General features: G+C 64.6%; 16 protein-coding genes. 7 read left to right on the forward strand and 9 right to left on the reverse strand.

Translation table 11 applies throughout. From position 1 onward, the window contains the following. Nucleotides 1-63 precede the first annotated feature (63 nt). Nucleotides 64-5,742 carry a hypothetical protein gene (locus tag ACVISU_RS37920; RefSeq protein ID WP_456710358.1) on the forward strand — a complete coding sequence of 1,893 codons (5,679 nt, stop codon included), beginning with the start codon at nt 64-66 and terminating at the stop codon, nt 5,740-5,742. 652 nt (nt 5,743-6,394) lie between these two features. Here ACVISU_RS37920 and pyk read toward each other — a convergent pair. The 6 genes from pyk to ACVISU_RS37950 form a co-directional block, all read right to left on the reverse strand. Next, a complete protein-coding gene (pyk, locus tag ACVISU_RS37925; protein ID WP_456710359.1) occupies nt 6,395-7,810 on the reverse strand; it encodes a pyruvate kinase in 1,416 nt (471 codons plus the stop codon). A 3-nt stretch (nt 7,811-7,813) separates the two neighbouring features. Continuing rightward, complete coding sequence (locus tag ACVISU_RS37930) at nt 7,814-9,109, reverse strand: glycerate kinase type-2 family protein (protein ID WP_456710360.1); 1,296 nt, start codon at nt 9,107-9,109, stop codon at nt 7,814-7,816. Beyond that, the gene (gene oxlT, locus ACVISU_RS37935) at nt 9,099-10,418 is read right to left on the reverse strand and encodes an oxalate/formate MFS antiporter (protein WP_456710361.1); all 1,320 of its coding nucleotides are present in this window, start codon (nt 10,416-10,418) and stop codon (nt 9,099-9,101) included. The genes ACVISU_RS37930 and oxlT overlap by 11 nt, the downstream gene beginning before the upstream one ends. Nucleotides 10,419-10,483: 65 nt before the next feature. Further along, nucleotides 10,484-11,266 carry a fumarylacetoacetate hydrolase family protein gene (locus ACVISU_RS37940; RefSeq protein WP_456710362.1) on the reverse strand — a complete coding sequence of 261 codons (783 nt, stop codon included), beginning with the start codon at nt 11,264-11,266 and terminating at the stop codon, nt 10,484-10,486. A gap of 5 nt (nt 11,267-11,271) precedes the next feature. After that, nucleotides 11,272-12,288 (reverse strand): 2-dehydropantoate 2-reductase, encoded by a 1,017-nt coding sequence (locus tag ACVISU_RS37945; RefSeq protein ID WP_456710363.1) that lies wholly within the window; start codon nt 12,286-12,288, stop codon nt 11,272-11,274. A gap of 85 nt (nt 12,289-12,373) precedes the next feature. Next, nucleotides 12,374-12,787 (reverse strand): CBS domain-containing protein, encoded by a 414-nt coding sequence (locus ACVISU_RS37950; RefSeq protein WP_050404620.1) that lies wholly within the window; start codon nt 12,785-12,787, stop codon nt 12,374-12,376. Between the two features lie 238 nt (nt 12,788-13,025). Between ACVISU_RS37950 and ACVISU_RS37955 the strand changes: the two genes are divergently transcribed. From ACVISU_RS37955 to ACVISU_RS37975, 5 genes are all read left to right on the forward strand, one after another. Beyond that, nucleotides 13,026-13,868, forward strand: a complete 843-nt coding sequence (locus ACVISU_RS37955; protein WP_456710364.1) for an IclR family transcriptional regulator — start codon at nt 13,026-13,028, stop codon at nt 13,866-13,868. A 191-nt stretch (nt 13,869-14,059) separates the two neighbouring features. Beyond that, a complete protein-coding gene (gcl, locus tag ACVISU_RS37960) occupies nt 14,060-15,847 on the forward strand; it encodes a glyoxylate carboligase (protein ID WP_456710365.1) in 1,788 nt (595 codons plus the stop codon). A gap of 39 nt (nt 15,848-15,886) precedes the next feature. Beyond that, the gene (gene hyi / locus ACVISU_RS37965) at nt 15,887-16,672 is read left to right on the forward strand and encodes a hydroxypyruvate isomerase (protein ID WP_456710366.1); all 786 of its coding nucleotides are present in this window, start codon (nt 15,887-15,889) and stop codon (nt 16,670-16,672) included. A gap of 25 nt (nt 16,673-16,697) precedes the next feature. After that, nucleotides 16,698-17,585: a 2-hydroxy-3-oxopropionate reductase gene (locus ACVISU_RS37970; protein WP_456710367.1), complete on the forward strand. Its 888-nt coding sequence runs from the start codon at nt 16,698-16,700 to the stop codon at nt 17,583-17,585. A 148-nt stretch (nt 17,586-17,733) separates the two neighbouring features. Continuing rightward, complete coding sequence (locus ACVISU_RS37975; RefSeq protein WP_456710368.1) at nt 17,734-19,326, forward strand: gamma-glutamyltransferase family protein; 1,593 nt, start codon at nt 17,734-17,736, stop codon at nt 19,324-19,326. Between the two features lie 53 nt (nt 19,327-19,379). Here the strand turns inward: ACVISU_RS37975 and ACVISU_RS37980 are convergent, their stop codons facing one another. From ACVISU_RS37980 to ACVISU_RS37990, 3 genes are all read right to left on the reverse strand, one after another. After that, nucleotides 19,380-20,120 carry a TetR/AcrR family transcriptional regulator gene (locus ACVISU_RS37980; RefSeq protein WP_050404626.1) on the reverse strand — a complete coding sequence of 247 codons (741 nt, stop codon included), beginning with the start codon at nt 20,118-20,120 and terminating at the stop codon, nt 19,380-19,382. A 142-nt stretch (nt 20,121-20,262) separates the two neighbouring features. Further along, entirely contained in the window at nt 20,263-21,483 is a 1,221-nt protein-coding gene (locus tag ACVISU_RS37985; protein WP_456710369.1) for an amidohydrolase family protein, read from the reverse strand. Between the two features lie 17 nt (nt 21,484-21,500). Further along, nucleotides 21,501-22,484 (reverse strand): polysaccharide deacetylase family protein, encoded by a 984-nt coding sequence (locus ACVISU_RS37990; protein WP_050404628.1) that lies wholly within the window; start codon nt 22,482-22,484, stop codon nt 21,501-21,503. A 157-nt stretch (nt 22,485-22,641) separates the two neighbouring features. Here ACVISU_RS37990 and ACVISU_RS37995 point away from each other — a divergent pair, with 157 nt between their 5' ends. After that, nucleotides 22,642-23,829 carry an ABC transporter substrate-binding protein gene (locus ACVISU_RS37995; RefSeq protein WP_172803591.1) on the forward strand — a complete coding sequence of 396 codons (1,188 nt, stop codon included), beginning with the start codon at nt 22,642-22,644 and terminating at the stop codon, nt 23,827-23,829. Nucleotides 23,830-23,839 lie beyond the last annotated feature (10 nt).

The raw sequence follows: 23,839 nt of genomic DNA on the forward strand, positions 1-23,839 counted from the left end.
GCCCGTGCGGCATCGATGCCCGATACCGGCAAATGAGTTTCATTCTGGCCTGGAGGCAGAGCGATGCAGACGATTTCCAGCGGCGCCACCGTTACTGTATCTTCTGGCACGGAATCCGGCGATACCGTCCTGGCTGGCGGCACGCTGATCATTGAGTCCGCGGGCAGCGCCACTGGAACGACTGTGTCCGGCGGCTCCGAGGTGATTTCGAGCGGTGGTGTCGACAGCGGCGCCACTATTGTGTCCGGCGGCAGCCAGACTATCTCCAGCGGCGGTCTCGGCGTCTCTGCCACCGTGTATGCAGGCGGCACGGTCAACGTTTCCTCAGGCGGTGCGGCGTCGTTCCTTACCGTGTCGTCGGGCGGCACGCTGAACGTTGCCGGAACGGTGACAAGCCACGTTGAGGTCTTTTCGAGCGGCCTTGTTGTGATCTCTTCCGGCGGCATCGAGACGGGCGCTCCCGGCAGCGACGAGACGATCGTGTCGGGTGGTACGGTCAGCGTGACCTCGGGCGGCCAGCTTTCTTACTTCACGGTCAGGAATGGCGGCCTTGTCACGGCCGACAATGGCGCGACGGTCCACGACTTCGGCGTCAGCAGTGGCGGCATCCTCAATCTTGCAGGTTCCCAGACCAGCAACTCGGAGGTGTTCGCCGGCGGCACCGAGAATGTTCTTTCGGGAGGCAATGCGCAGAACTTCGATGTGTCGGGCGGTACGCTGAACGTGCTCTCCGGGGGCAATGCGCGGTCCTTTACGGTGTCGGGAGGCTCGCTCAATGTCCTCTCCGGAGGCCTGTCCGAGTTCTTCACCTTATCGTCCGGTGCCTCGGCCGGCATCGCAGCCGGGGCCGCCGTTCACGATTTTACCGTATCGAGCGGAGCAACGGTTGGCCTCCTGGGTACGGTGACGAGCGACGCATTCATTGCGAGCGGCGCCACATTGAATGTCTCTTCCGGCGGTGCCGTCAGCGGATCACTGGATTCGTCCGGCGTCCCAACGGTTACCGTCGTCGGCACAATGAATGCATCCGCGGGGGCCTCCGTCGGCTACGTTGCTGTCAACGGCAATGGCGCCCTGAACTTGCAGGCTGGCGCGTCGGCGCATGACATCGATGTGAACAGCGGTGGCCAATTCAATCTCGCGGGAAGCACGACCAGTAACGTCAACATTCACAACGGTGGCCTGGAAACCGTTTCGTCCGGAGGTGCTGAGAACGGCGCCCATGTTTTCGGCGGCGGTGAGATTGACGTCCTTTCCGGCGGATCGGCAAACGGCACGTTGGTCGATGGCGGTCTGCTGAAGCTGTTTTCAGGCGGGTCCCTCAGTGGCGTTTCGATCACTAATTTCGGCGCTCTAGAGCTGGTCAGCGGAGCGTCCGTTTCGCAGCTTTCCAACGCCACTTTCGGCAGCGGTACCGACCTTGAGGTGGGGCCTGGCGCTGTCGTGAGCGGCTATTCGGTGGGTAGTGGCCCGATCCTCGAGGTTCTGTCGGGCGGCTCAACCTCCGCTATCACCGTCAGCGCGAATGGAACGGAGAACGTGCTTGCGGGCGGCACGGCCCTGGGCACCATCGTTGGCAGTGGCGGCTTCATGCGAGTCGGCATTCCGTCGTTCCAAGGATCGGGTGGTTTGGCGGGTGGAACCGTAAGCAACACGACCGTTTCGGGCGGTCAGCTCAGTGTGAACTTCGGTGGCCTTGCGATATCAACCACGATTGTCGACAACGGCGGCGCGCAGGTCACCTCGGGAGGCGCGGTATCCGGAACGACAATTTCCAACTCCGGCGGCATGACCGTGCTGAGCGGTGGCACGGCGGCCGGCACGACGGTGCTGAGCGGTGGCTACTTCCAACTCGGATCGTTCAACGGTAGTGCCGTTTCAGCCGGTGGCAGCGCGACGGGCACGATCCTGTCTGGCGGATTCGAGGCCGTCTTCAATGGTGGCGTCGATTCCGGCGCCACGATTCTGTCGGGTGGCAATCAGACGATTTCCTCAGGCGGCGTCACCATTAGCGCCGGGATTTCAAGCGGCGGTGTATTGAATGTGTCGGCCGGCGGTTCGGCTGGGGCGGCTGTTTCAAGCGGAGGCGTGGAGAACGTTACGTCTGGCGGCCTGACGTTCAACACCGTGGTCTTCAGCGGCGGCGCCTTGAATGTTTCCGCCGGCGCTACGGCGCACGACGTCACCCTGTCGGGTGGCACGCTCAATGTGCAGGGTAGGATCACCAGCAATGTCATTGTTCAAAACGGCGCCCACGAAATCGTCTCTGCAGGTGGCTCCGTCACCGGTGCTGCCGGTTCGGGCACCGCAATTTCCGGATTGGTCGACGTTCTCTCCGGAGCGTCGTTCGAATATGCGACAGTCTTCAATGGCGGTGACCTGAATGTCTCGTCGGGTGCGACGGCCGACCATATCTCCGTCTCGAGCGGCGGCGTCTTCAACATTGGCGGCACGGTTCTGAGCAATGTCTCGGTCTTTGCCGGCGGCATCGAGAATGTATTCGCCGGAGGTATTGTCACCGGTGTGACCGGTTCTGGAACCGGGATTTCGGGCGGCACGGTCAACGTGTCGTCGGGAGGCGCAATAGACCACTCGACCGTCATCGGCGGTGGCGTGCTGAACATTGCGTCTGGAGCTGTGGCGCACGACATCGCGGTGTCGAGCGGTGGTGCGCTCAACGTTGCCGGCGCGGTGACGAGCAACGTCGCGGTCTTTGCCGGAGGCAATGAGATCGTGTCCTCTGGCGGCTCCACGGGGCCGGTCACGATCTCCGGCGGCGTGGTCGAACTACGCGCCGGCAGCGTCGCGAACGGCGGCATCACCTTCAGCGGTTCCGGCGGTCAGCTGAAGATCGATGGTACCTCCCTGGCCGGCACGACCATCAGCAGTCTGGTGCTGGGCGACAGCATCGATCTGGCAGGCCTCAATTTCGTATCGGGTGGGTCGGCGACCTTGCGGGCCGGCAACATCCTGCACGTCACCGAGGGGGCATCCTCGTTCGATCTGCAGCTTGATGCGACACCCGGCGTGCGGTTCAGCGTCAGCGCGGATTCCGGCACCGGCACGCTGGTCACGACACGTGCCGATATCGCGCCGGTCACGTCGGCGTCCAACGTCCATGCAGGCTCTGGCCAGACGTCGGTGCTGGCTTCCAGCCTCTTTACGGTGTCGGACGCCGATGGCGATCCGATCACACAGTATGCGTTCTGGGACACCCAAGGTCACGGACACTGGGTCGTCAACGGTGTCGTCCAGGCTACCAATGCCGAGATCGATGTTGCGGCGGCCAACCTGTCGCAGGTGAGCTATGTCTTCGGTCCAAGCGGATCGACTGATACCCTTCTCGTTCGAGCCAATGACGGCACGATTTGGGGCAACTGGACTCAGTTTACGGCCAAGGCATTTGGCGACAACCCGCCGACCGTGAACGCGAGCAACGTGACTGCGGCACACGGCCAGACGTCGGCTGCCGCATCCAGCCTGTTCACGGCGAGCGATCCGGATGGCGACACGCTGACCCAGTACGCGTTCTGGGACACCGGAGGCAATGGCCACTTTGTGGTCAATGGTGTCGCCCAGGCGGCCGGCGTCGAGATCGACGTGTCGGCGGCGAACCTGTCGCAGGTGAGCTACGTGTTCGGCCCGACCGGCTCGACGCCGGATACGCTGTGGGTGCGGGCCAATGACGGCATGCTGTGGAGCGCCTGGAAGAGCTTCACGGCCACCCCGGGGCCCGACCACGCGCCGGTTGTGACGGCATCGAACGTCACCGCCAATCACGGGCAGGCGTCAGCTCTCGCCTCGACCCTGTTCACGACCTCGGACGCCGACAACGACACGATCACGCAGTACGCGTTCTGGGACACCGGCGGCAACGGCCACTTTGTGGTCAACGGCGTCGCCCAGGCGTCCGGTGTCGAGATCGATGTTGCGGCGGCGAACCTGTCGCAGGTGAGCTACGTGTTCGGCCCCGGCGGCTCGGCATCAGATACGCTGTGGGTGCGGGCCAACGACGGCATGATGTGGAGCGCCTGGAAGAGCTTCACGGCAACCCCAGGCCCCGACACGGCCCCGGTCGTGACGGCATCGAACGTGGCCGCGCTTCACGGCGAGTTCTCGACGTCCGCCTCGAGCCTGTTCTCGGTCAGCGATGCCGAGGGCGATACGATCACCCAGTACGCGTTCTGGGACACCGGCGGCAACGGCCACTTTGTGGTCAATGGTGTCGCTCAGGCGGCCAACACCGAGATCGATGTGTCGGCGGCGAACCTGTCGCAGGTGAGCTACGTGTTCGGCCCCGGCGGCTCGACGCCAGATACGCTCTGGGTGAAGGCCAATGACGGCAGCATGTGGAGCGCCTGGAAGAGCTTCACGGCAACCCCAGGCCCCGACACGGCCCCGGTCGTGACGGCATCGAACGTGGCCGCGGTTCACGGCGAGTTCTCGACGTCCGCCTCGAGTCTGTTCTCGGTCAGCGATGCCGAGGGCGATACGATCACCCAGTACGCGTTCTGGGACACCGGCGGCAACGGCCACTTTGTGGTCAATGGTGTCGCCCAGGCGGCCAACACCGAGATCGATGTGTCGGCGGCGAACCTGTCGCAGGTGAGCTACGTGTTCGGCCCCGGCGGCTCGACGCCAGATACGCTCTGGGTGAAGGCCAATGACGGCAGCATGTGGAGCGCCTGGAAGAGCTTCACGGCGACCCCAGGCCCCGACACGGCCCCGGTCGTGACGGCATCGAACGTGGTCGCGGTTCATGGCGAGTTATCGACGTCCGCCTCGAGCCTGTTCTCGGTCAGCGATGCCGAGGGCGATACGATCACCCAGTACGCGTTCTGGGACACCGGCGGCAACGGCCACTTTGTGGTCAATGGTGTCGCCCAGGCGGCCAACACCGAGATCGATGTGTCGGCGGCGAACCTGTCGCAGGTGAGCTACGTGTTCGGCCCCGGCGGCTCGGCATCAGATACGCTCTGGGTGAAGGCCAATGACGGCAGCATGTGGAGCGCCTGGAAGAGCTTCACGGCAACACCGGGCCCCGACCACCCTCCGGTCGTTTCGGCCTCGAACGTGGTGACGGTCTCCGGGCAGACGTTCGCAGCATCGAATCTGTTCAGTGCGACGGACGCCGACGGCGATACCATCACGAAATATGCGCTGTGGGATTCCAACTCGAACGGGCACTGGAGCATCAACGGCACATCGCAGCCGGTGAATACCGAGATCGATGTCACTGCGGCGCAACTTGCCCAGGCGACCTATCAGGCCGGCTCGGGCACCGATCAACTCTGGATCCGGGCCAATGACGGCATTGCGTGGGGAGCCTGGCAGCCCTTCAACGTGACGGGCGAGAGCTCCAGCAATGCCACCATCGCATCGGGCGCCACCCTCGAATTGCCGGGGGCATCGAACGCCGCCGTGATGTTCCAGGGGACGACGGGGACGCTCAAGCTCGACAATTCCGCGAGCTTTGCCGGCACGGTCGCCGGGATGACCGGCTCGGACGCGATCGATTTTGCCAACATCAGTTTCGCGAACGTTCACACGCCGAGCTTCAGCGGAAACGCATCAGGCGGAACGCTCACGGTGACGGACGGCACCGTCACGGCGAGCATTGCGCTGCTGGGCAACTACATGGCCTCGACCTTCACGACCTCGAGTGACGGCCATGGCGGGACCCTGGTCGTCGATCCGCCGGCGACGCAGGTCAGCCAGCTCGCGCAGCCGCAGCATGCGTGAGGGCGCGAGCGCGAGGCATGCGGAGAGATCGATCAGATAGGATGATCGTGGGGACCTGCTGCGGGTCCCCACGACCCTAAGATCGTATGTTCGCCTCTGCCGGTGAGATGGCCCGCCATACACTGCACGTCCGAGGGTTGCTCCGGGTGGTCCGAGCCTATCCTCGTCACGGGGGGCGAGCCGTGGCGGATTATAGGGATGCGTTTGTCGCAGCCGGATTGGCGAACAACGGGGATGCCACTGGCATGCCTTCGCGTTGCTGCGGTCGCCGTCCTAGCCCTATTGGAGGGTGCCAATCGTCACATGAACCTTCAGCCCCGTTGTGTATACGTAATGGCTACCGGGATTTTGCATTTCCGTCCTGGGGCTAGAGCCGACGCCGTCCGCATGTATTTTAAGCGGGCGGTGTCGTGCCGATGTGAACTACCGCCCCCGTCGCAGCATCCCGCTCCCGCGCGTGGAGGCGGCCTATGAAGCGAATACCCACGAGCGAAGCGATCATCACCGTCGCATTGTTGGTGATGTTCGCGCTCGTGATCTGGTTTGGCGCCATGCCGTGAGGCTTGGGCGCCGGGCGGAACGAGCCCGAGAAATCCCAACGGGCCGGGTGCGACGGGTGTTTGGGGCCGCGATGCCGGGCGAAGACGCCCCGTCAAGGGAGCGAAACCACCCGCAGGTTGTTGGTGCTTCCCGCCTGCCCAAAAGGAATGCCGGCGACAACCACCAGCAGGTCGCGGCTCGATGCGAACTGCTCTGCATGCGCGAGCGCCGTCGCGCGCTCGACCATCTCCTCATAGCTCCCGACATCGTCGGAAAGCACGCTGTGCGCGCCCCAGAGCAGGCACAGGCGACGCGACACTTCGCGGCTTGGAGTGATGGCGAGGATCGGCAGGCTCGGCCGCTTGCGCGCGACGCGTGCGGCGGTGGTGCCGCTCGACGTGTAGGCCACGATGGCCGCGGCGTGAATCACGGAGGCGAGGTCGGCGGCGGCCGTCGCAACCGCATGCGGCGGCGTCTGCTCTTCGCCGGGCTGGGTCGCCTCGACGATCGAGCGGTACATCTTGTGCTGCTCCGTGCTGCGGATGATGCGGTCCATCATCTCGACGGCCTCGCGCGGATAGCGGCCCGTCGCGGATTCCGCCGACAGCATCACCGCGTCTGCACCATCATAGATCGCGGTCGCAACGTCGGAGACTTCCGCGCGGGTCGGCGTGGGTGCTGCGACCATCGAGTCCAGCATCTGCGTGGCGACGATCACCGGCTTCACCGCGAGACGGCACGCCCGCACCAGCTCCTTCTGGCGTCCCGGCACATCCTCATCCGGAATTTCGACGCCGAGGTCTCCCCGCGCAACCATGAGGGCGTCGCACAGCTGGATGATGTCGTCGATCCGCTCGAGCGCCGCCGGCTTCTCGATCTTGGCCATCAGGCCGGCGCGGTCGCCGACGAGGCCTCGCGCCTCGATGATGTCGGACGGCTTCTGCACGAATGACAATGCGACCCAATCGACGCCGAGTTTCAGGCCGAACTCCAGATCGAAGCGGTCCTTCGTGGTGAGCGGCGAGAGATCGAGCACCGTCCCCGGCAGATTGACGCCCTTGTGGTTCGAGATGGTGCCGCCGACGATCACCTTGGCTTCGATGAAATCGTCGCCGAGCCCGGCGACCCGAACCCTGACCCTGCCGTCGTCGATCAGAAGGTCGTGGCCGGGCGCCACCGCCGCGAAGATTTCCCGGTGCGGCAGCGGAATTGCGGACTTGTCGCCATCCGATCCGGACAGCACAAACCGGATGGTCTCGCCGGCCGCCACGGTGATCTTGCCATCGCGCAAGGTGCCGACGCGGATCTTGGGACCCTGGAGGTCCATCAGGATGCCGATCGGACGGCCGACCTCCTGTTCCAGCTTTCGAATCTCGGCATGGACACGTGCGTGGTCGCTCTGGGTTCCGTGGCTGAAGTTCAGACGGAACGTATCGACGCCGGCCACCAGCAGCGCCTTGAGCATCTCGGGGGAACTGCTGGCGGGGCCGACGGTTGCGACGATCTTGGCCCGTCGATGACGACGCATGGGTCACCTCATTGCTGGCTTGCCGGACGCAATTAGCACGGCACGGATATCGTTGACATTGGTGAGCGTTGGGCCGGTGCGCACGAGGTCTCCAAGGCGGTCGAAGAAGGTGTAGCTGTCATGGGCCGCCAAATAGGTACGCGCGTCGAGACCATGCGCTACGGCGCGCCGCAGCGTGTCAGGACCGATCAAAGCTCCAGCCGCATCTTCCGTTCCATCAATTCCATCGCTGTCTCCGGCAATCGCCCAGATACCGGACGTATCTGATAGCGCTATGACGAGTCCCAGCAAAAACTCGGTATTGCGGCCGCCGCGGCCCGCCGGCCCGCGTCCGATCGTCACCGTCGTCTCGCCGCCGGAGAGCAGCACGGCAGGGGCAGGGCCGGGCTGGGCATGCCCTGCGACCGACTGGGCGATGCCCGCCATCACGGTTCCGAGTTCGCGTGCCTCGCCCTCGATCGCGTCGCCAAGGATGATCGGCGTGAGACCCTCGTCTCGCGCGACCTTTGCCGCAGCATCGAGCGCGTGGAACGGCGCGGCAAGGACGCGGACATCGGCGTCGATCTCGCCGGGCTTTGGGGTCTCGTCGGCTTGATCGAGGACAAGCCGCGCCGCCTCCGGCAGGTCGATTGCAAACCGGCTCACGATCTCCCGCGCATCGGCTGTTGTGCTGCGGTCCGGCAGCGAGGGACCGGAGCCGATCGCTGCGGGATCGTCGCCCGGAATATCCGAGATCACGAGGGTCGTGACGTGGGCGGGACGGGCGGCGAGCGCCAGCCGTCCGCCCTTGATCGCGGAGAGATGTTTGCGGACGACGTTCATCTCGGCAATCGTCGCGCCGCTCGCCAGCAGGGCCCGGTTGACCGCCTGCTTGTCGGCGAGGGTCATCGGGGAGGCCGGGAGGGTCATCAGGGCCGAGCCTCCGCCGGACATCAGGGCGATGACGAGATCGTCGGCGGAAAGTCCCTGAACGGCACCGAGCATGCGAACTGCGGCGGCCTGGCTCGTCTCATCCGGCACGGGGTGAGACGCCTCAAGCACTTCGATGCGGCCCGCAGGAACAGAATGACCGCGGCGCGTCACCACGACACCGGAAAGGTCGACGTCAGGCCAGGCCGCGTCGAGGCCTGCGGCCATTGCGGCCGAGCCCTTACCGGCGCCGACGACGATGCATTTGCCCTTCGGCTTCGCCGGCAGGGCGTGCACGATAGTCAGCCTTGGATCGCAGCTGGCGATGGCTGCATCGAAGATCTTCCGCAGCGCGGTCCGCGCCCGCAGGTCTGTCCAATCAGTGTTCAATCGCCGCGCTCCGGCCAGGTGCCGGCGCGATAGCGGCCTTTGCCGTCGACTCACTGCCGAGAATGAAGGCGCGCCGCATCGGCTTGATCACCAGCAAGGCGGTGAGGGCTGCGGTGGCATTGAGCGCAACCGCGACGATGAAGACGGCCTGCCAGCCGAGCTGCGAAGAGATGATGCTCGCGAGCGGCACCAGCAGCGCCGCGGTGCCCTTCGCCGTGTAAAGCATGCCGTTGTTGGTGGTTGCGTATTTGGCGCCGAACGTGTCGCCCGAAGTCGCGGGAAACAGGCTGTAGATTTCGCCGAAGACGCCGAAATAGATCGCCGTCGCCAGCACGAAGGCGACCGGGATGTGGCCATACGTGGACAGCGTCAGCAACATCAGCGCCGCCGTCGCGAACGCAATGAACATCGTGTGCTCGCGGCCGATCGTGTCGGAGACCCAGCCGAAGAACGGACGGCCGAAGCCGTCGAAGACACGATCGAGCGAGATGGCAAAGGTCAGCGCGGCCATCTGGAACCCGGCCAGCGTGACCGGCGTATCCGCGATCCTGAAATCGTGGGCGATCGGCCCGATCTGGGCAGCGGTCATCAAGCCGCCGGAGGCCACCATGACGAACACGAGGTACATGACCCAGAAGATCGGCGTGCGCAGCACCTGGGGCGGCGTGTAGTCGATTGCGCTCTGCGGCAGGTTGAGCTGCCTTTTTCCCGGGGCCTCGACGCCATGTGGCGGCCGGACGAACCAGGCCAGCAAGAGAACGACGAGGCCTTGCCCGATTCCGAATGTCAGGAACGTGCTCTGGTAGCCGCTGGTGGCAATCATGTTGGCGATCGGCACGACGGTGAGGGCTGCGCCGGCGCCGAACCCGGCGGCGGTCGCGCCCGCGGCGAGGCCGCGCCGGTCCGGAAACCATTTCAGCGCGTTGCCGACGCAGGTGCCGTACACGGCGCCGGCGCCGACGCCCGCGACGATCGCCGCCGCATACAGCGTGACGAGGGAAGAAGCGTAGGAGTTCAGCACCCAGGCCAATCCGATCATCAGCCCGCCGAACATGATGACGATGCGCGGGCCGTATTTGTCGACGAACCAGGCTTCCACCGGCACCAGCCATGTCTCCGTCATCACGAAGATCGTGAAGGCGAGCTGGATGGCGGGACGACCCCAGTGATACGTCGCGTCGATCGGATCGACGAACAGCGTCCAGCCATATTGCAGGTTGGCGATCATCGCCATGCAGACGATGCCGATCGCGAGCTGGAGCCAGCGGAAGGCGCCGGACGACGATACCGGTTTCGTGCTGGAGATCATGTGCGCTCCCAAGAGGATGTTGGCTCGTTTGGTCCGGCTGCGTCGATCTGTCGTCCTGTCGCCGCCTACTGCCGAAATTCGTTGGTCAACTCGCCGATTCCGTCGATCGCGACGGTGACCGTATTGACGGGCTCCTTCATAACCCCGACGCCGATCGAGGTTCCGCAGCAGATCAGGTCGCCCGGCAACAGCGTCATATCGTGTGAGATCTTGCTGACCAGCGCCTGCGCGCTGAAGATCATGTCCGCGATCGGATAGTTCTGCCGCTCGACGCCGTTGAGGATGGTGCGCACCACCAGGCGTGCCGGGTCGAGGCCCGAGGCAATCACGGGTCCGAAGGGGCCGTATCCGTCAAAGCCCTTGGCCCGCGCCCATTGCGGGAAGGTCGGATCGCGATTGAGAATGTCGGCGGCGGTGACGTCGTTGGTGCAGGTATAGCCGAAGATGTGGGCGTCGGCCTGCTCGGGTGTGACGGCCGTGCAGCTCTTGCCGATGACAATGCCGAGTTCGCCTTCGTATGTCGTCTTGCCATCGTAGCCCGGAGGGCGCGTGATGACGGCGCCTGGCGCGCTCACGCTGGTCTGGGCTTTCAACAAATACAGCGGTTCGGCCGGTTCAGGTGATTGCAGCTTCGCCGCGAGGGCGTGGAAATTGTTCCAGAGCGCGATGATCTTGCTCGGCTCGGTCGGGGCGAGCAGCTCGACATCGTCGAGCGCCAGCGTTTCCCCGGTCGGTCGTGTGTCACCGAACATCTCGCCTGCGTGCACCGAGATGCCGAACGGAGTGAGCTGTCCGAAGCCGATCTCAGCACGGTGGCGGAAGCGGACCCAGCGTGTCACATTGGTCATCGCGATCACGCCACCGCACGCGATTGGGCTTCGACGCCGGCCACCCCATCATAAAGGCCGGCCAATCTGCTGCGCTGCGCGACCAGCGCCAGCACCGCGTCGAGCGCGGGCGTCGCGATCCCGGTCATCCTGCCGATCTCCTGCACCACGGTGATCAGCGGATCGATTTCGACCGGACGTCCACGCTCGAGGTCCTGCAGCATCGAGGTCTTGTGGGCGCCGACCTTGCGGGCGCCCTCGATGCGGCGCTCGACGTCGACCCGAAACTTGACGCCGAGGCTTTCCGCGATCGCCTGGGCCTCCAGCATGATGGCTCTGGACAGCGCGCGTGTGCCGGGATTGCTGCAGATCACGTCAAGCGTCGCGTGGGTGAGGGCGCTGATTGGGTTGAAACAGACATTGCCCCACAGCTTGAGCCAGATCTCGTCGCGGATGCGGTCGAGCACCGGCGCCTTCATCCCCGCCGCCACGAACAGGGCGGACAGGCGCTCGACATCAGGCGTGATCTCTCCGGAGGGTTCGCCGAGCGGAAAGTTGTTGCCGTAGACGTGGCGGATCACGCCGGGCGCCTCGATCTCGGTGGCGGGATACACCACGCAGCCGATGGCGCGCGCCGGATCGAGCTCGTTCCACTGCCGTCCGCCGGGATCGATGCTCTCGAGCGCCGATCCCTCGTGCCGTCCGCCGTGCTTGTAGAAATACCAATAGGGGATGCCGTTGACCGCGGTGACGATGCGGGTCCGCTCGCCCAAGAGGGGCCGCATCGGTTCGATGACGCCGGTGATCGAATGCGCCTTGAGGCAGATGATGACGAAATCCTGCTCGCCGAGTTCGGCGGGATTGTCGGTGCAGCGAGGATGCACCACGCGCTCCTCGTCGCCGATCAGGAGCTTCAGGCCGTTCTGCCGCATCGCGGCGAGGTGCGCACCGCGCGCGACCAGGCTGACATCGGCGCCAGCGCGCATAAATTCGACACCGAGATAGCCGCCGATGGCACCGGCGCCGTAGATGCAGACCTTCATGAAATCCTCGCGAGCAGAGTAGGGACACAGCATGAGCCTCAGCGGCTCGAACCGGGTTGCGTGGCAATGGCCTCGGGAAGATCCGTCAGGCCGCGCAGGCAGCTTCTTCCAGGGCAAGGTCGATGTCCCGCATGCTCACGACGCCGACGAGCCGGCCGTTGTCGATGACGGGGACATGGCGGATGTCATGACGGACCATCAGATGCTCGACATCGGTGAGCGCGTCCTGCGAGGTGCATGACACCAGCGGCCGCGGCGAAATGAACTGCCCGACTTTCGCTGCAAGACCGCCCGTGCCGCGCTCGGCGATCACGGCCACCACATCGCGTTCGCTGAACATTCCGACCACGGCGGCGTCGACGCTGCGCGACACGTTCCTGACCACGAGTGCGCCGACATTGCTCGCATACATCAGGTTCGCCGCAATGCTCACGGTTTCGCTCGAGCCGATCGTCACCACATGCGCATTGTTGGTGCGAAGGATGTCCCCGACATACATGGTATGTCCTCCCGGTTGCAGAAATTGGATCGCTGAGAGGCCATCGTGGTATACATTATTCCAGAAGTCAAACGAAAGAATCGACGCGTTCTGCGAGAAGAATGGCAAAAAGACTTACCTATTCGCGAATTCTGCCACCTTGACTCTCATGATTTTTGGTATGCCATATGCCAGTTGTGACGCTCGTTATCGGCGAGCAATTTCGTTCTGAACCGCAACCGGTTAGGGGCAGGTCGTGATGAAAAGAGAGCCGATCCGGCGCAAGCCGTCCGATCCCGAAATTCGCGCGCAGCCGGACCACGACGTGCGAGACGGCGGCGTTCAATCAGTCGATCGCGCGTTGCAAATCATCGAAGCGCTTGCAGAGGATGACGAAGGCTATCGGCTGACTGATCTTGCAATCCGCATCGGCTTGCCGCCGTCGACGGCTCATCGGTTGCTGACGACGCTGGAGAATCGCAGGTTCGTGCAGTTCGACCGCGAGGAATCCAAATGGCACATCGGCGCGCAAAGCTTCGTGGTCGGCTCGACCTTCATGCGTCGGCGCAATTTTTCCGCGCGGGCTTTGCCCTATCTGCGCAAGCTGCGCGACCAGACCAGGGAAACCGCCAATCTTGCCGTGGTCGATGATGACTCCATCATCGTCGTCTCCCGCATCGAAAGCCGGGAGATCATGCGCTCGCTGACCAAGGTCGGCGGACGCGTGGCGTTGATCGCTTCGGGGGTGGGCAAGGCGGTGCTGGCCGCATATTCCGACGCCGACATCAACGCCATCATCCGCCGGCGCGGCATGCCGCGCCTGACGGAGAAGTCGATCATCCGGCCGGGCGAGCTGTTCAGGGAATTGGAGACCGTGCGGCGCCAGGGCTATGCGGTGGACGATGAAGAGGCGCGGCTCGGCCTGCGCTGCGTGGCCGCGGTCGTCTTCAACGATTGCAGCGAGCCGTTCGCCGCGGTCTCGGTTTCGGGCATGGCCGACCGGTTGACGGACGATCGCTTGCCGGAGATCGGCGCCGTCGTGCACCAGATCGCAGCCGAGCTCTCGGCAGAGCTGCACGCGAGCAGTGGTACGCAACCGTAGCAGACGTGGTGCTTGCTGCTGTTCTCGTGCTCGCCGTTTTCCACGCTTTCGCGGGCGCTAATCGCTTGGAGACACGCAGGAAATCGCAAGCGCTGCCACTGGGCGGAAAATCCGATCGATTGCGTTGAGATCGACGATCGCGGGCCTGATGATCATGTTCAGGCCAACTCATAGCGAGGCGGGATCATCAGATGAAGATGCGAGCAATCGATGCAGCAGTGCGCATTCTCGAACGTGAGGGGATCACCTGCGCGTTCGGCGTTCCCGGCGCCGCGATCAATCCGCTTTACTCCGCGCTGAAGCGGAACGGCTCGATCCGGCACATTCTCGCGCGCCACGTCGAGGGCGCCTCGCATATGGCGGAAGGCTACACCAGGGCGAAGGCAGGCAATATCGGCGTCTGCATCGGCACATCGGGTCCTGCCGGAACCGACATGATCACCGGCCTCTATTCGGCGATCGCCGATTCGATTCCGATTCTCTGCATCACTGGTCAGGCACCGCGGGCGCGGCTCTACAAGGAAGACTTCCAGGCCGTCGACATCGAGGCGATCGCAAAGCCGGTGACAAAATGGGCCGTCACGGTGCGCGAGCCGGCGCTGGTGCCGCGCGTGTTCAGCCAGGCGTTCCATATCATGCGGTCGGGGCGGCCGGGACCGGTGCTGATCGATCTTCCCCTCGATGTGCAGCTGGCCGAGATCGAGTTCGACGACGAGACCTATTCGCCGCTGCCGGTCTACAAGCCTGCGGCGACGCGCAAGCAGATCGAGAAGGCCATCGACATGCTCAACGCCGCCGAGCGGCCGCTGATCGTGGCCGGCGGCGGGGTGATCAATGCCGATGCGTCCGAACTGCTGGTCGCGTTCGCCGAAGCGGTCAACGTTCCGGTCGTGCCGACGCTGATGGCGTGGGGCGCCATTCCGGACGATCACGCGCTGATGGCCGGCATGGTCGGCCTGCAGACCAGCCATCGCTACGCCAACGCCACGATGCTCGAATCCGATTTCGTGCTCGGCATCGGAAACCGCTGGGCCAACCGGCATACCGGTTCGATCGAGACCTACACCAAGGGTCGCAAATTCGTCCATGTCGACATCGAGCCGACGCAGATCGGACGGGTGTTCAATCCGGACCTCGGCATCGTGTCGGACGCCAAGGCAGCGTTGGAATTGTTCGTGACCGTCGCCAAGGAGTGGCGGAAGTCCGGCAAGCTGCGCGACCGGCAGGCCTGGCCCGCCGCTTGCCGCGACCGCAAGCGCTCGATGCTGCGCAAGAGCCATTTCGACAACATCCCGATCAAGCCGCAGCGCGTCTATGAGGAGATGAACAAGGCATTCGGCCGCGACACCTGCTACGTGACCGTGATCGGATTGTCGCAGATCGCAGGTGCCCAGTTCCTCAACGTCTACAATCCACGCAACTGGATCAACGCCGGGCAGGCCGGTCCGCTCGGCTGGACATTGCCCGCCGCGCTCGGCGTGCGCGCCGCCGATCCGAACCGCGACGTCGTCGCGCTGTCGGGCGACTACGACTTCCAGTTCCTGATCGAGGAGCTTGCGGTCGGGGCGCAGTTCAATCTGCCCTACATCCACGTCGTCGTGAACAATTCATATCTCGGGCTGATCCGGCAGGCGCAGCGCGGCTTCGACATGGACTATCACGTCCAGCTCTCGTTCGAGAATATCAACGCGCCCGAGATCGGTGTCTACGGTGTCGACCATGTGACCGTCGCGGAAGGGCTGGGCTGCAAGGCGATCCGCGTGACGGATCCGAACGAGGCGCAGGCTGCATTCGCGACCGCGCGCGAGCTGATGGCGAAGCACCGCGTGCCCGTGGTGGTGGAGTTCATTCTCGAGCGGGTCACCAACATCGCGATGGGAACGGAGATCGACAACATCGTGGAATTCGAGGAGGTGCTCGACCTTCCGCTCGATGACGTGCCGAGCGCACAACGATCCGGCACGCTGTTGCCGGCCTGACGACATCATCCAGCGCTGCCCGAAGCGGAGATACCAGCCGTGCCTCAATTTGCCGCCAACCTCACCATGCTCTTCAACGAGCTGCCGTTCCTTGACCGGTTCGCCGCCGCCAAGGCGGCCGGCTTCAACGCCGTCGAGTATCTCTTTCCATACGACTTCGAAAAGGGCGCGTTGCGCGAGGAACTGGCGCGCTGCGGGCTCACCCAGGTGCTGCATAACCTTCCGGCCGGCAATTGGGCCGCCGGCGAGCGGGGCATTGCGATCCTGCGCAATCGGGTCGATGAATTTCGCGACGGCGTGGTGCGCGCGATCGACTATGCGAAGGCGCTGGATTGCCGGCAGCTGAACTGTTTGGTCGGCATCGCCCCCCCCGGTGCGGATACGGCAGACCTGCGCGAGACCCTGGTGTCCAATCTGCGCTTTGCCGCCGCTGCGCTCGGCCAGCACGGCATCAAGCTCCTGATCGAACCGATCAACACGCTGGATATTCCCGGCTTCTTCCTCAGTGGGACGGAACAGGCGGTGCAACTTACCTCCGACGTGGGCTCATCCAATCTGTTCATCCAGTACGACATTTATCACATGCAGATCATGGAAGGCGATCTGGCGCGGACCTTGCAGAAGCATCTCGACCGGATCGCGCATGTCCAACTCGCCGACAATCCCGGCCGCAACGAGCCGGGGACCGGCGAGATCAACTATCCCTTCCTGTTCAAGCATCTCGACAGCATCGGATATCGCGGCTGGATCGGATGCGAATACAAGCCGCGGACGACCACGCCCGAGAGCCTCGCCTGGCATGCCGCGCAGACCTTCGTGACTTAATCAGGCTGACAGGAGCGACGACAACATGAAAGACATCGGGTTTATCGGGCTCGGCACCATGGGACGTCCGATGGCGAGCCACCTCCTGGCCGCCGGCTATCGCCTGTTCCTGCACGAGGTCGCGCCGATTCCGCCGGAGCTGATTGCGGCGGGTGGCGTAGCTTGCGAATCCGCGAGGCAGGTGGCGCAGGAGACCGATGCCGTGATCATCATGGTGCCGGATACGCCGCATGTGGAAGCCGTGCTGTTCGGTCAGGGCGGCGTCGCGGAGGGCGTCTCGAAGGGCATGATCGTGGTCGATATGAGCTCGATCTCGCCGCTGGCGACCAAGGAGTTTGCGCGCAAGATCGATGCGCTCGGCGCCGACTATCTCGACGCGCCAGTCTCCGGCGGCGAGGTCGGCGCAAAGGCGGCAAGCCTGACCATCATGGTCGGCGGGCGGGAGCGCGCGTTCAACGCGATGAAGCCCCTGTTCGACGCGATGGGGAAGAATGTCACGCATGTCGGCGGCAATGGCGACGGCCAGACCACCAAGGTTGCGAACCAGATCATCGTGGCGCTGACCATCGAGGCGGTGAGCGAGGCCCTGCTGTTCGCGTCCAAGGCGGGCGCCGATCCTGCGCTGGTGCGCAAGGCGTTGATGGGCGGCTTTGCGTCGTCCCGAATCCTCGAAGTGCACGGCGAGCGCATGCTGAAGCGCAATTTCGATCCGGGCTTTCGCATCGAGCTGCATCAGAAGGATCTCAACCTCGCGCTGGAAGGCGCGCGGGCACTCGGATTGTCGCTGCCGGGCACAGCCGCCGCGCAGCAGCTGTTCAACGCCTGCACCGCGCTCGGCGGCAAGGCATGGGACCATTCGGCTATTCTGCGGGCACTGGAAGTCATGGCGGGTCACGAGGTGGCGGCTGCCTGAGCTTCATGCAATGGTCACGGTGCCGACTTCGATGGCCGACCTGATGAGGGTACCGACGGCCCGGCACCCGTATCGCAAAGGCCGATCTCTGGCGCCTTGACACGGTAAGTAAAAATATTATTACATACCGTACTTGGGAGAGAGGCTGATGTTGCAGACAAAACGAAGCTATGGCGGCATGGTGACCGCGCCGCACCATTTGGCGGCGCAGGCGGGGCTCGCGGTCTTGTCGGAAGGCGGCAATGCCATCGAGGCGATGATCGCCGCGGCGGCGACGATTGCCGTGGTCTATCCGCACATGAACGGCCTCGGCGGCGACAGCTTCTGGCTGGTCGGGCGCGCCGGTTCGACGCCGGTCGGAATTCAGGCCTGCGGACGCGCTGCGATGGCGGCGGATCGCAACTGGTATCGCGAGCGCGGCTGCAGCAGCATACCCGGCCGCGGCCCGCTCGCCGCGCTCACCGTCGCCGGCACCGTCGACGGCTGGCAGAAAGCCTATGAACTCAGCCGCGATCGTCATGACGGGCGGCTGCCGATGGCGCGGCTGCTCGAGCCCGCTATCCGGCATGCCGAGGAGGGCGTAGCCGTCACCAGCACGCTGCATGAGAACATCCGCAAGAAGCGGCATGAGCTCGAAAACGTGCCCGGCTATGCCGAGGTCTATCTGCCGCAAGGCACCCCGCTCGCGGTCGGTGCGCGGCTGCGGCAGCCGCGTGTCGCGGCGACGCTGCGGCGTCTGGCCAAGGCCGGGCTGTCCGATTTCTATCGCGGCGAATTGGCGCGCTCGATGGCGGCCGATCTCGAGCGCGTGGGGAGCCCGCTGCGATTGGCTGATCTCGAGCGGCATCAGGCATCGCTGGTGACGCCGCTCTCGGTCGATGTGTCCGGCCACAAGGTCTTCAACATGCCTCCGCCGACGCAGGGGCTGGCCTCGCTCCTGATCCTGGCGCTTTATGCCCGGCGCATGGCCGACGAAGCCGACGGCGTCGATCATCTGCACAGGCTCGTCGAATGCACGAAGGCCGCGTTCCGTATTCGCAACGGCCATGTGACCGATCCCGATTACATGAAGCGCCCGGCCGCCGAATTCCTGTCCGAGCAATCGCTGGCTGCGCTTCACGAAACGGTATCCGACCGTCGCGCCGCGCCGTGGCCCGATCCGTCCAAACAGGGCGATACGGTTTGGCTCGCCGCGACCGATCGCAACGGGCTCAGTGTCAGCTTCATTCAAAGCGTCTACTGGGAATTCGGCTCGGGCGTCATTCTTTCCGAGAGCGGCGTCACCTGGCAGAACCGTGGAACGAGCTTCAGCCTCAGCGAGAGCGATACCAATCGGCTGGATCCCGGACGCCTGCCGTTCCACACCATCCAGCCGGCGATGGCCGAGCTCGGCGATGGACGGCTGATATCCTTCGGCACGATGGGCGGAGAGGGGCAGCCGCAGACCCAGGCTGCCATCTTCTCCCGTTACGCCATGCACGGCCAAGAGCTGCAGTCCGCGATTACGGCGCCGCGCTGGCTGCTTGGTCGCACCTGGGGCGAGGAAAACAACAATCTGAAGATCGAATCCCGCTTCGATCCCGCGATCATCGAACAGCTCCGCACGCTCGGTCACGACATTCAGGTAACCGGTCCGTTCGAGGAGTTCATGGGACACGCCGGCGGGATCGTCTGGCATCCGGACGGCCTGATGGAAGGGGCCAGCGATCCGCGCAGCGACGGCGTCGTTGCGACCCGCTGAGGGTCGTTCCGACCGCATGATCCGCACGACACCGCGTCGTGCGGCTGGACCTCCTAGCGGGCCGGCTTGCCGAGGCGCGCGGTCGCCTTCGATGCTGCTGACTTGTGCTTGCGATCCCCGACCGGGGCCGTCAGCCAGGTCAGAATCATGTCCTGCGCATGCTCGCGGCGCCGTGCAAGCCAGTCCGGAGCCCCGAGGTCCTTGTCGAACATCGCCGACAATGTGTAGCGGTTGGACACGTGGAAATAGCTCATCGCCGTGATCGAGACATAAAGCTGGATCGGATCGACATCACCGCGGAACAGGCCGGCCGCGACACCGCGGCGCAGAATGCTTTCGATGCTTGCGACCAGCGGCAAAGTGAGATCGGCAATCTTGCGCGACTTGCGCATGTTGCGTCCACGCTGAAGATTCTCGGTGTTGATCAGGGCGATGTAGTTCTGGTGTTGCCCGAAGAAGGTGAACGTGAAGTCGATCAGCTCTCTCATCGCGGCGATCGGCTCGAGATCATCCAGTTTCAGCTGCTGTTCGGCCGCGCGAATTTCGGTGTAGACGTCCTCGAGGACGGCAATGTAGAGCCCGTTCTTGTCGCCGAAATAGGCGTAGAGCAGGCGCATGTTGGCCTTGGCGCGCTGCGCAATCGCCTCGACGCGTGCGCCGCCGAGGCCGTTGTGGCAGAACTCGAAGGTCGCCGCGCGCAGGATCGCTTCCTTGGTGAGCGCCGAGTCACGAGGCCGCTTTCCGCGCGTGTTGGTGCGGATAGGGCTGGTCTGTGCTGCTGTCGTCTCTGTCACGGCGTCAACCTTGCCTGGGCTCGGGTACTCACACAAGGCAGATCCGCATCAGGCCATATCGGGCAGCGGACCGGTTCCCGGCGCAAGCAGCTGGGATTGAGATCGGCATTGCGACGGTTCGTCAAGTGCGATTCCTCCATGTTCACTGCTTCCGGGCGCCGGCTGCTACCATCACGCCGCCACGCGCGACGAGCCGGCCGGCCTTGTAGACATCGCGTGGCTTGGGACGCGCGACCACGGCTTCCTGGACGTGCCGGGCATCCAGCACGACGAAATCCGCCGCTCCGCCGACGGTGAGGCCGTAATCCTTCAGGCCAAGCGCGCGCGCTGCGTTGGTCGTCACCATGTCGAAGGCAGCGGCCAGTTGATCGTCCGTGTTGAACCCGGAGCGATAGCCGACCATCATCGCGCGTTCGAGCAGGTCGCCGTCACCATAGGGCCACCAGGAATCACGGATGTTGTCGTTGCCGGAGAACACGGTGACGCCGGCATCGCGAAGCAGCAGCACAGGCGGAAACAGCCGCGCACCGGGAGCGTTGGTGAGAATGGCAACGCCGGCCTCGGCAAGCTGCTGCGCGGTCCGTTGAACTACCTCAACCGCCACTTCGCCGAGCGCGTAGGCGTGGCTGATCGTGACCTTGCCGCCAAGCCCTGACGCCTTGGTCCGCCGCGCGATTTCCTCGATCTCCGAGATGCCGTGCAGACCGCCGTCATGCAGGTGGATATCGATGCCGACGCCCTGCCGCTCGGCGATCCCGAAGACGACATCGAGATGCTCGGCGACGTCGCCATCGTGGCCCGCGGGATCGAGTCCGCCGACCAGATCGGCGCCGCCGCGCACGGCTTCCTCAAGCAATTGGGCCGTTCCGGGCGATGTCAGGATGCCGCTCTGCGGAAACGCAACGATCTGGATCGAAAGCTTCTCGCGGTGCGCTTCCCGCGCGGCGGCGATCGGTTCGAAATGCCGCAAGCCGACCTCGGCGTCGACATCGACATGGCTGCGCATGTGAGTGGTGCCCTGCGAGACGCAAAGGTCGATCAGGGCCGCGGCCCGTACCGGGATCGGCTTGGCGCCGGCGAGGGCTTCCTTCTCGAACTTGACGCGCTCGCGCACGTCGAAGCCCGCGGTGCAGGGCCGGTGCGGTTTCCAGTCGTCGCCGATGAAGCATTTGTCGAGGTGGATGTGACCTTCGACCATGCCGGGGAGCACCAGGTGCCGGCCAAGATCGCGTGTTTCGCCGACGGCGCCATAGCTTTGCGGGGACGGCGCGATCGCCACGATCTTGCCGCCGCGCACGGCGATTTCGACCAGCCGGCCGTCGGTCAGCCGCGCGTTCTGGAAGAGTGTGTCGATGGCTGTCAATTCGGGTCTCCGGTTTCTTATGTCGGCACGATGCCGTCGGGCAGGGTGCGGGAAAATGCCGCGATCTCGCCGGCGGTGGTGATCCAGATGTCCTCGCGCCTTGCGACGATTGCTTGCAAGGCGCGCCGCAGCGGCCGCAGCCGGTGCGGCTGGCCGACCAGATAGGGATGCAGCGCGATGCCCATCACCAGCGGCTGCTTGGCGGATTGCGCCAGCATCTCCTCGAATGTGTCCGCGATCATGGCTGCAAACTGTTCGCCACTGTCCTTGCGTCCGACAATCGAGGGGATGTCGTTCAGTTCCTGTGGATAGGGGACGGACAGGATCCGCCCGCCATCCCTTGTCGCGAACCACACCGGCTGATCGTCCATGCACCAGTCGAGCAGGTAGTGGTAGCCCGCTTCGGCGAGCAGGTCCGGCGTCACGGCGGATTGCGAGATCCACGGACCGAGCCAGCCAAGCGGTCGCCGTCCCTCGGCGTGCGCGATGATATCGGTCGCTTCCACGATCAGTTGCTGCTCCTCGGCAGCTGAGAGCACGCCCTGGCGCTCGGAATTGGTCCGTCCATGGCCGACGACCTCGTCGCCGCGCGCGCGAAATGCGTCCATGACTTCCGGGCAGTAGTGATAGATGCTGCTGTTCGCGAGCACGGAGACCGGCAGCGTCAGCTCGTCGAACAGATCGATGAGCCGCCACACGCCGACCCGATTGCCATAATCGCGCCAGGCGTAATTGAGCACATCCGGATGCGGACCGCCCGGGCAGAGCTCGGCGCCAAGTCCGTCGCCGAAGGCGAAGTGCTCGAGGTTGAGCGCGACATAGACCGCGAGCCGCTTTTCCTCCGGCCACGCGAAGTCGGGTCGGCGCGAGATCGCGCTGTAGCGGTAGCGGTCGTGAGAGAGGAGTGCGCGCGCTGGATCCGGCGCTTGCGCCGATGTTGCACCGCCGAGAACGCCACGCGAGGTGGCTCGCTCCGGCTCCGCTGCAAACTGCCGCTCCATTGCAATCTCCACTCGGCACGCAATCAGCCGCTTGACATTCGCCAATTTGTGAAGAAAGTTTTTACTTCCGTCAAGGCCGCGGAGACAGCGGCAGCGGACCAGAGGCGGCTCGGGAGCCGTTGGAGCGGGAGGAATTGCAGAAATGAGCTACGCTTGTATGCCCATCACCAGTTTGTGCCGCCGCGTCGTCTTGCAGGGCGCGCTCGCCATTCTCATCGGCTCTGTGTCGCTTGCGGAGCGGGCGCGGGCCGCCGAGCCGATCAAGATCGGCCTGGTTACCGCGCTGTCGGGCCAATCGGCGCGCGCCGGCGAGGCGTTGACCCGCGGCGCCACCATCGCGATCGAGGAGATCAACGCCAAAGGGGGCGTGCTCGGTCGTCCGCTGGAGCTGGTGCGCCGCGACGATGAGAGCAATCCCGCCAAGGGCTTGACCGCCGCGCGCGAACTGATCCAGCGCGAGAAGGTCGCGGTGCTGCTCGGCGGCCTCGATACGCCGGTCCAGCTTGCGATCGTGCCGTTCGTCAACAACGTCAAGATGCCGTTCGTGGTGCCATGGGCCGCCGGAACCAACATCACGCAGAACGGCGCCGCGTCCAACTACGTGTTCCGCGTCTCGGCGATGGACGACGAGGTCGACAAGGCGATCGTCGCGTTTGCCGGCAAGACCTTCGCGGCCAGGAAGCCGGGCCTCATCCTCGTCAACAATCCCTGGGGCGAATCCAACGAGCACGGCCTGCGCGCGGCGCTGAAGGCGGCCGGGATCGAACCGGCGGGTGTCGAGAAATTCGAGGCGAACGACGTCGACGTAGTCGCGCAACTGTCCCGGCTCAAGCAGGCCGGCGCCGATTCCCTGTTCCTGGTCGGCAATGTCGGTCCAGCCTCGCAGGTTGTGAAATCGCTCGACCGGATGGGCTGGGCGCCGCCGATCGTGTCGCATTGGGGACCGGCCGGCGGCCGCTTCACTGAGCTCGCCGGGCCGAGCGCCGAGAGCGTCGTGTTCGTGCAGACCTACAGCTTCTTCGGCAACCTCTCGCCGGTCGGCAAGCGCGTGCTCGCCGAGCTGCAGGCGAAGTATCCGGACATCAAGGGCGCGGCGGACGTGACGCCCGCGGTCGGCTTCGCCAACGCCTATGACAGCGTGCTGGTGATCGCCGGTGCGATCCAGAAGGCCGGCAGCACCGATCCGACCGCAATCCGCGACGGCTTCTACGGAATCGACCGGCTGGAAGGCCTGATCAAGACCTATGAGAAGCCATTCGCCCAGGACAAGCACGATGCGCTGACCGCGCAGGACTACATCTGGGCCCATTTCGAAGACAACCACATCCTGCCGTTCAAGAACTGACGGCGGCGGT

This window comes from Bradyrhizobium sp. USDA 4452 (genome assembly GCF_054063575.1).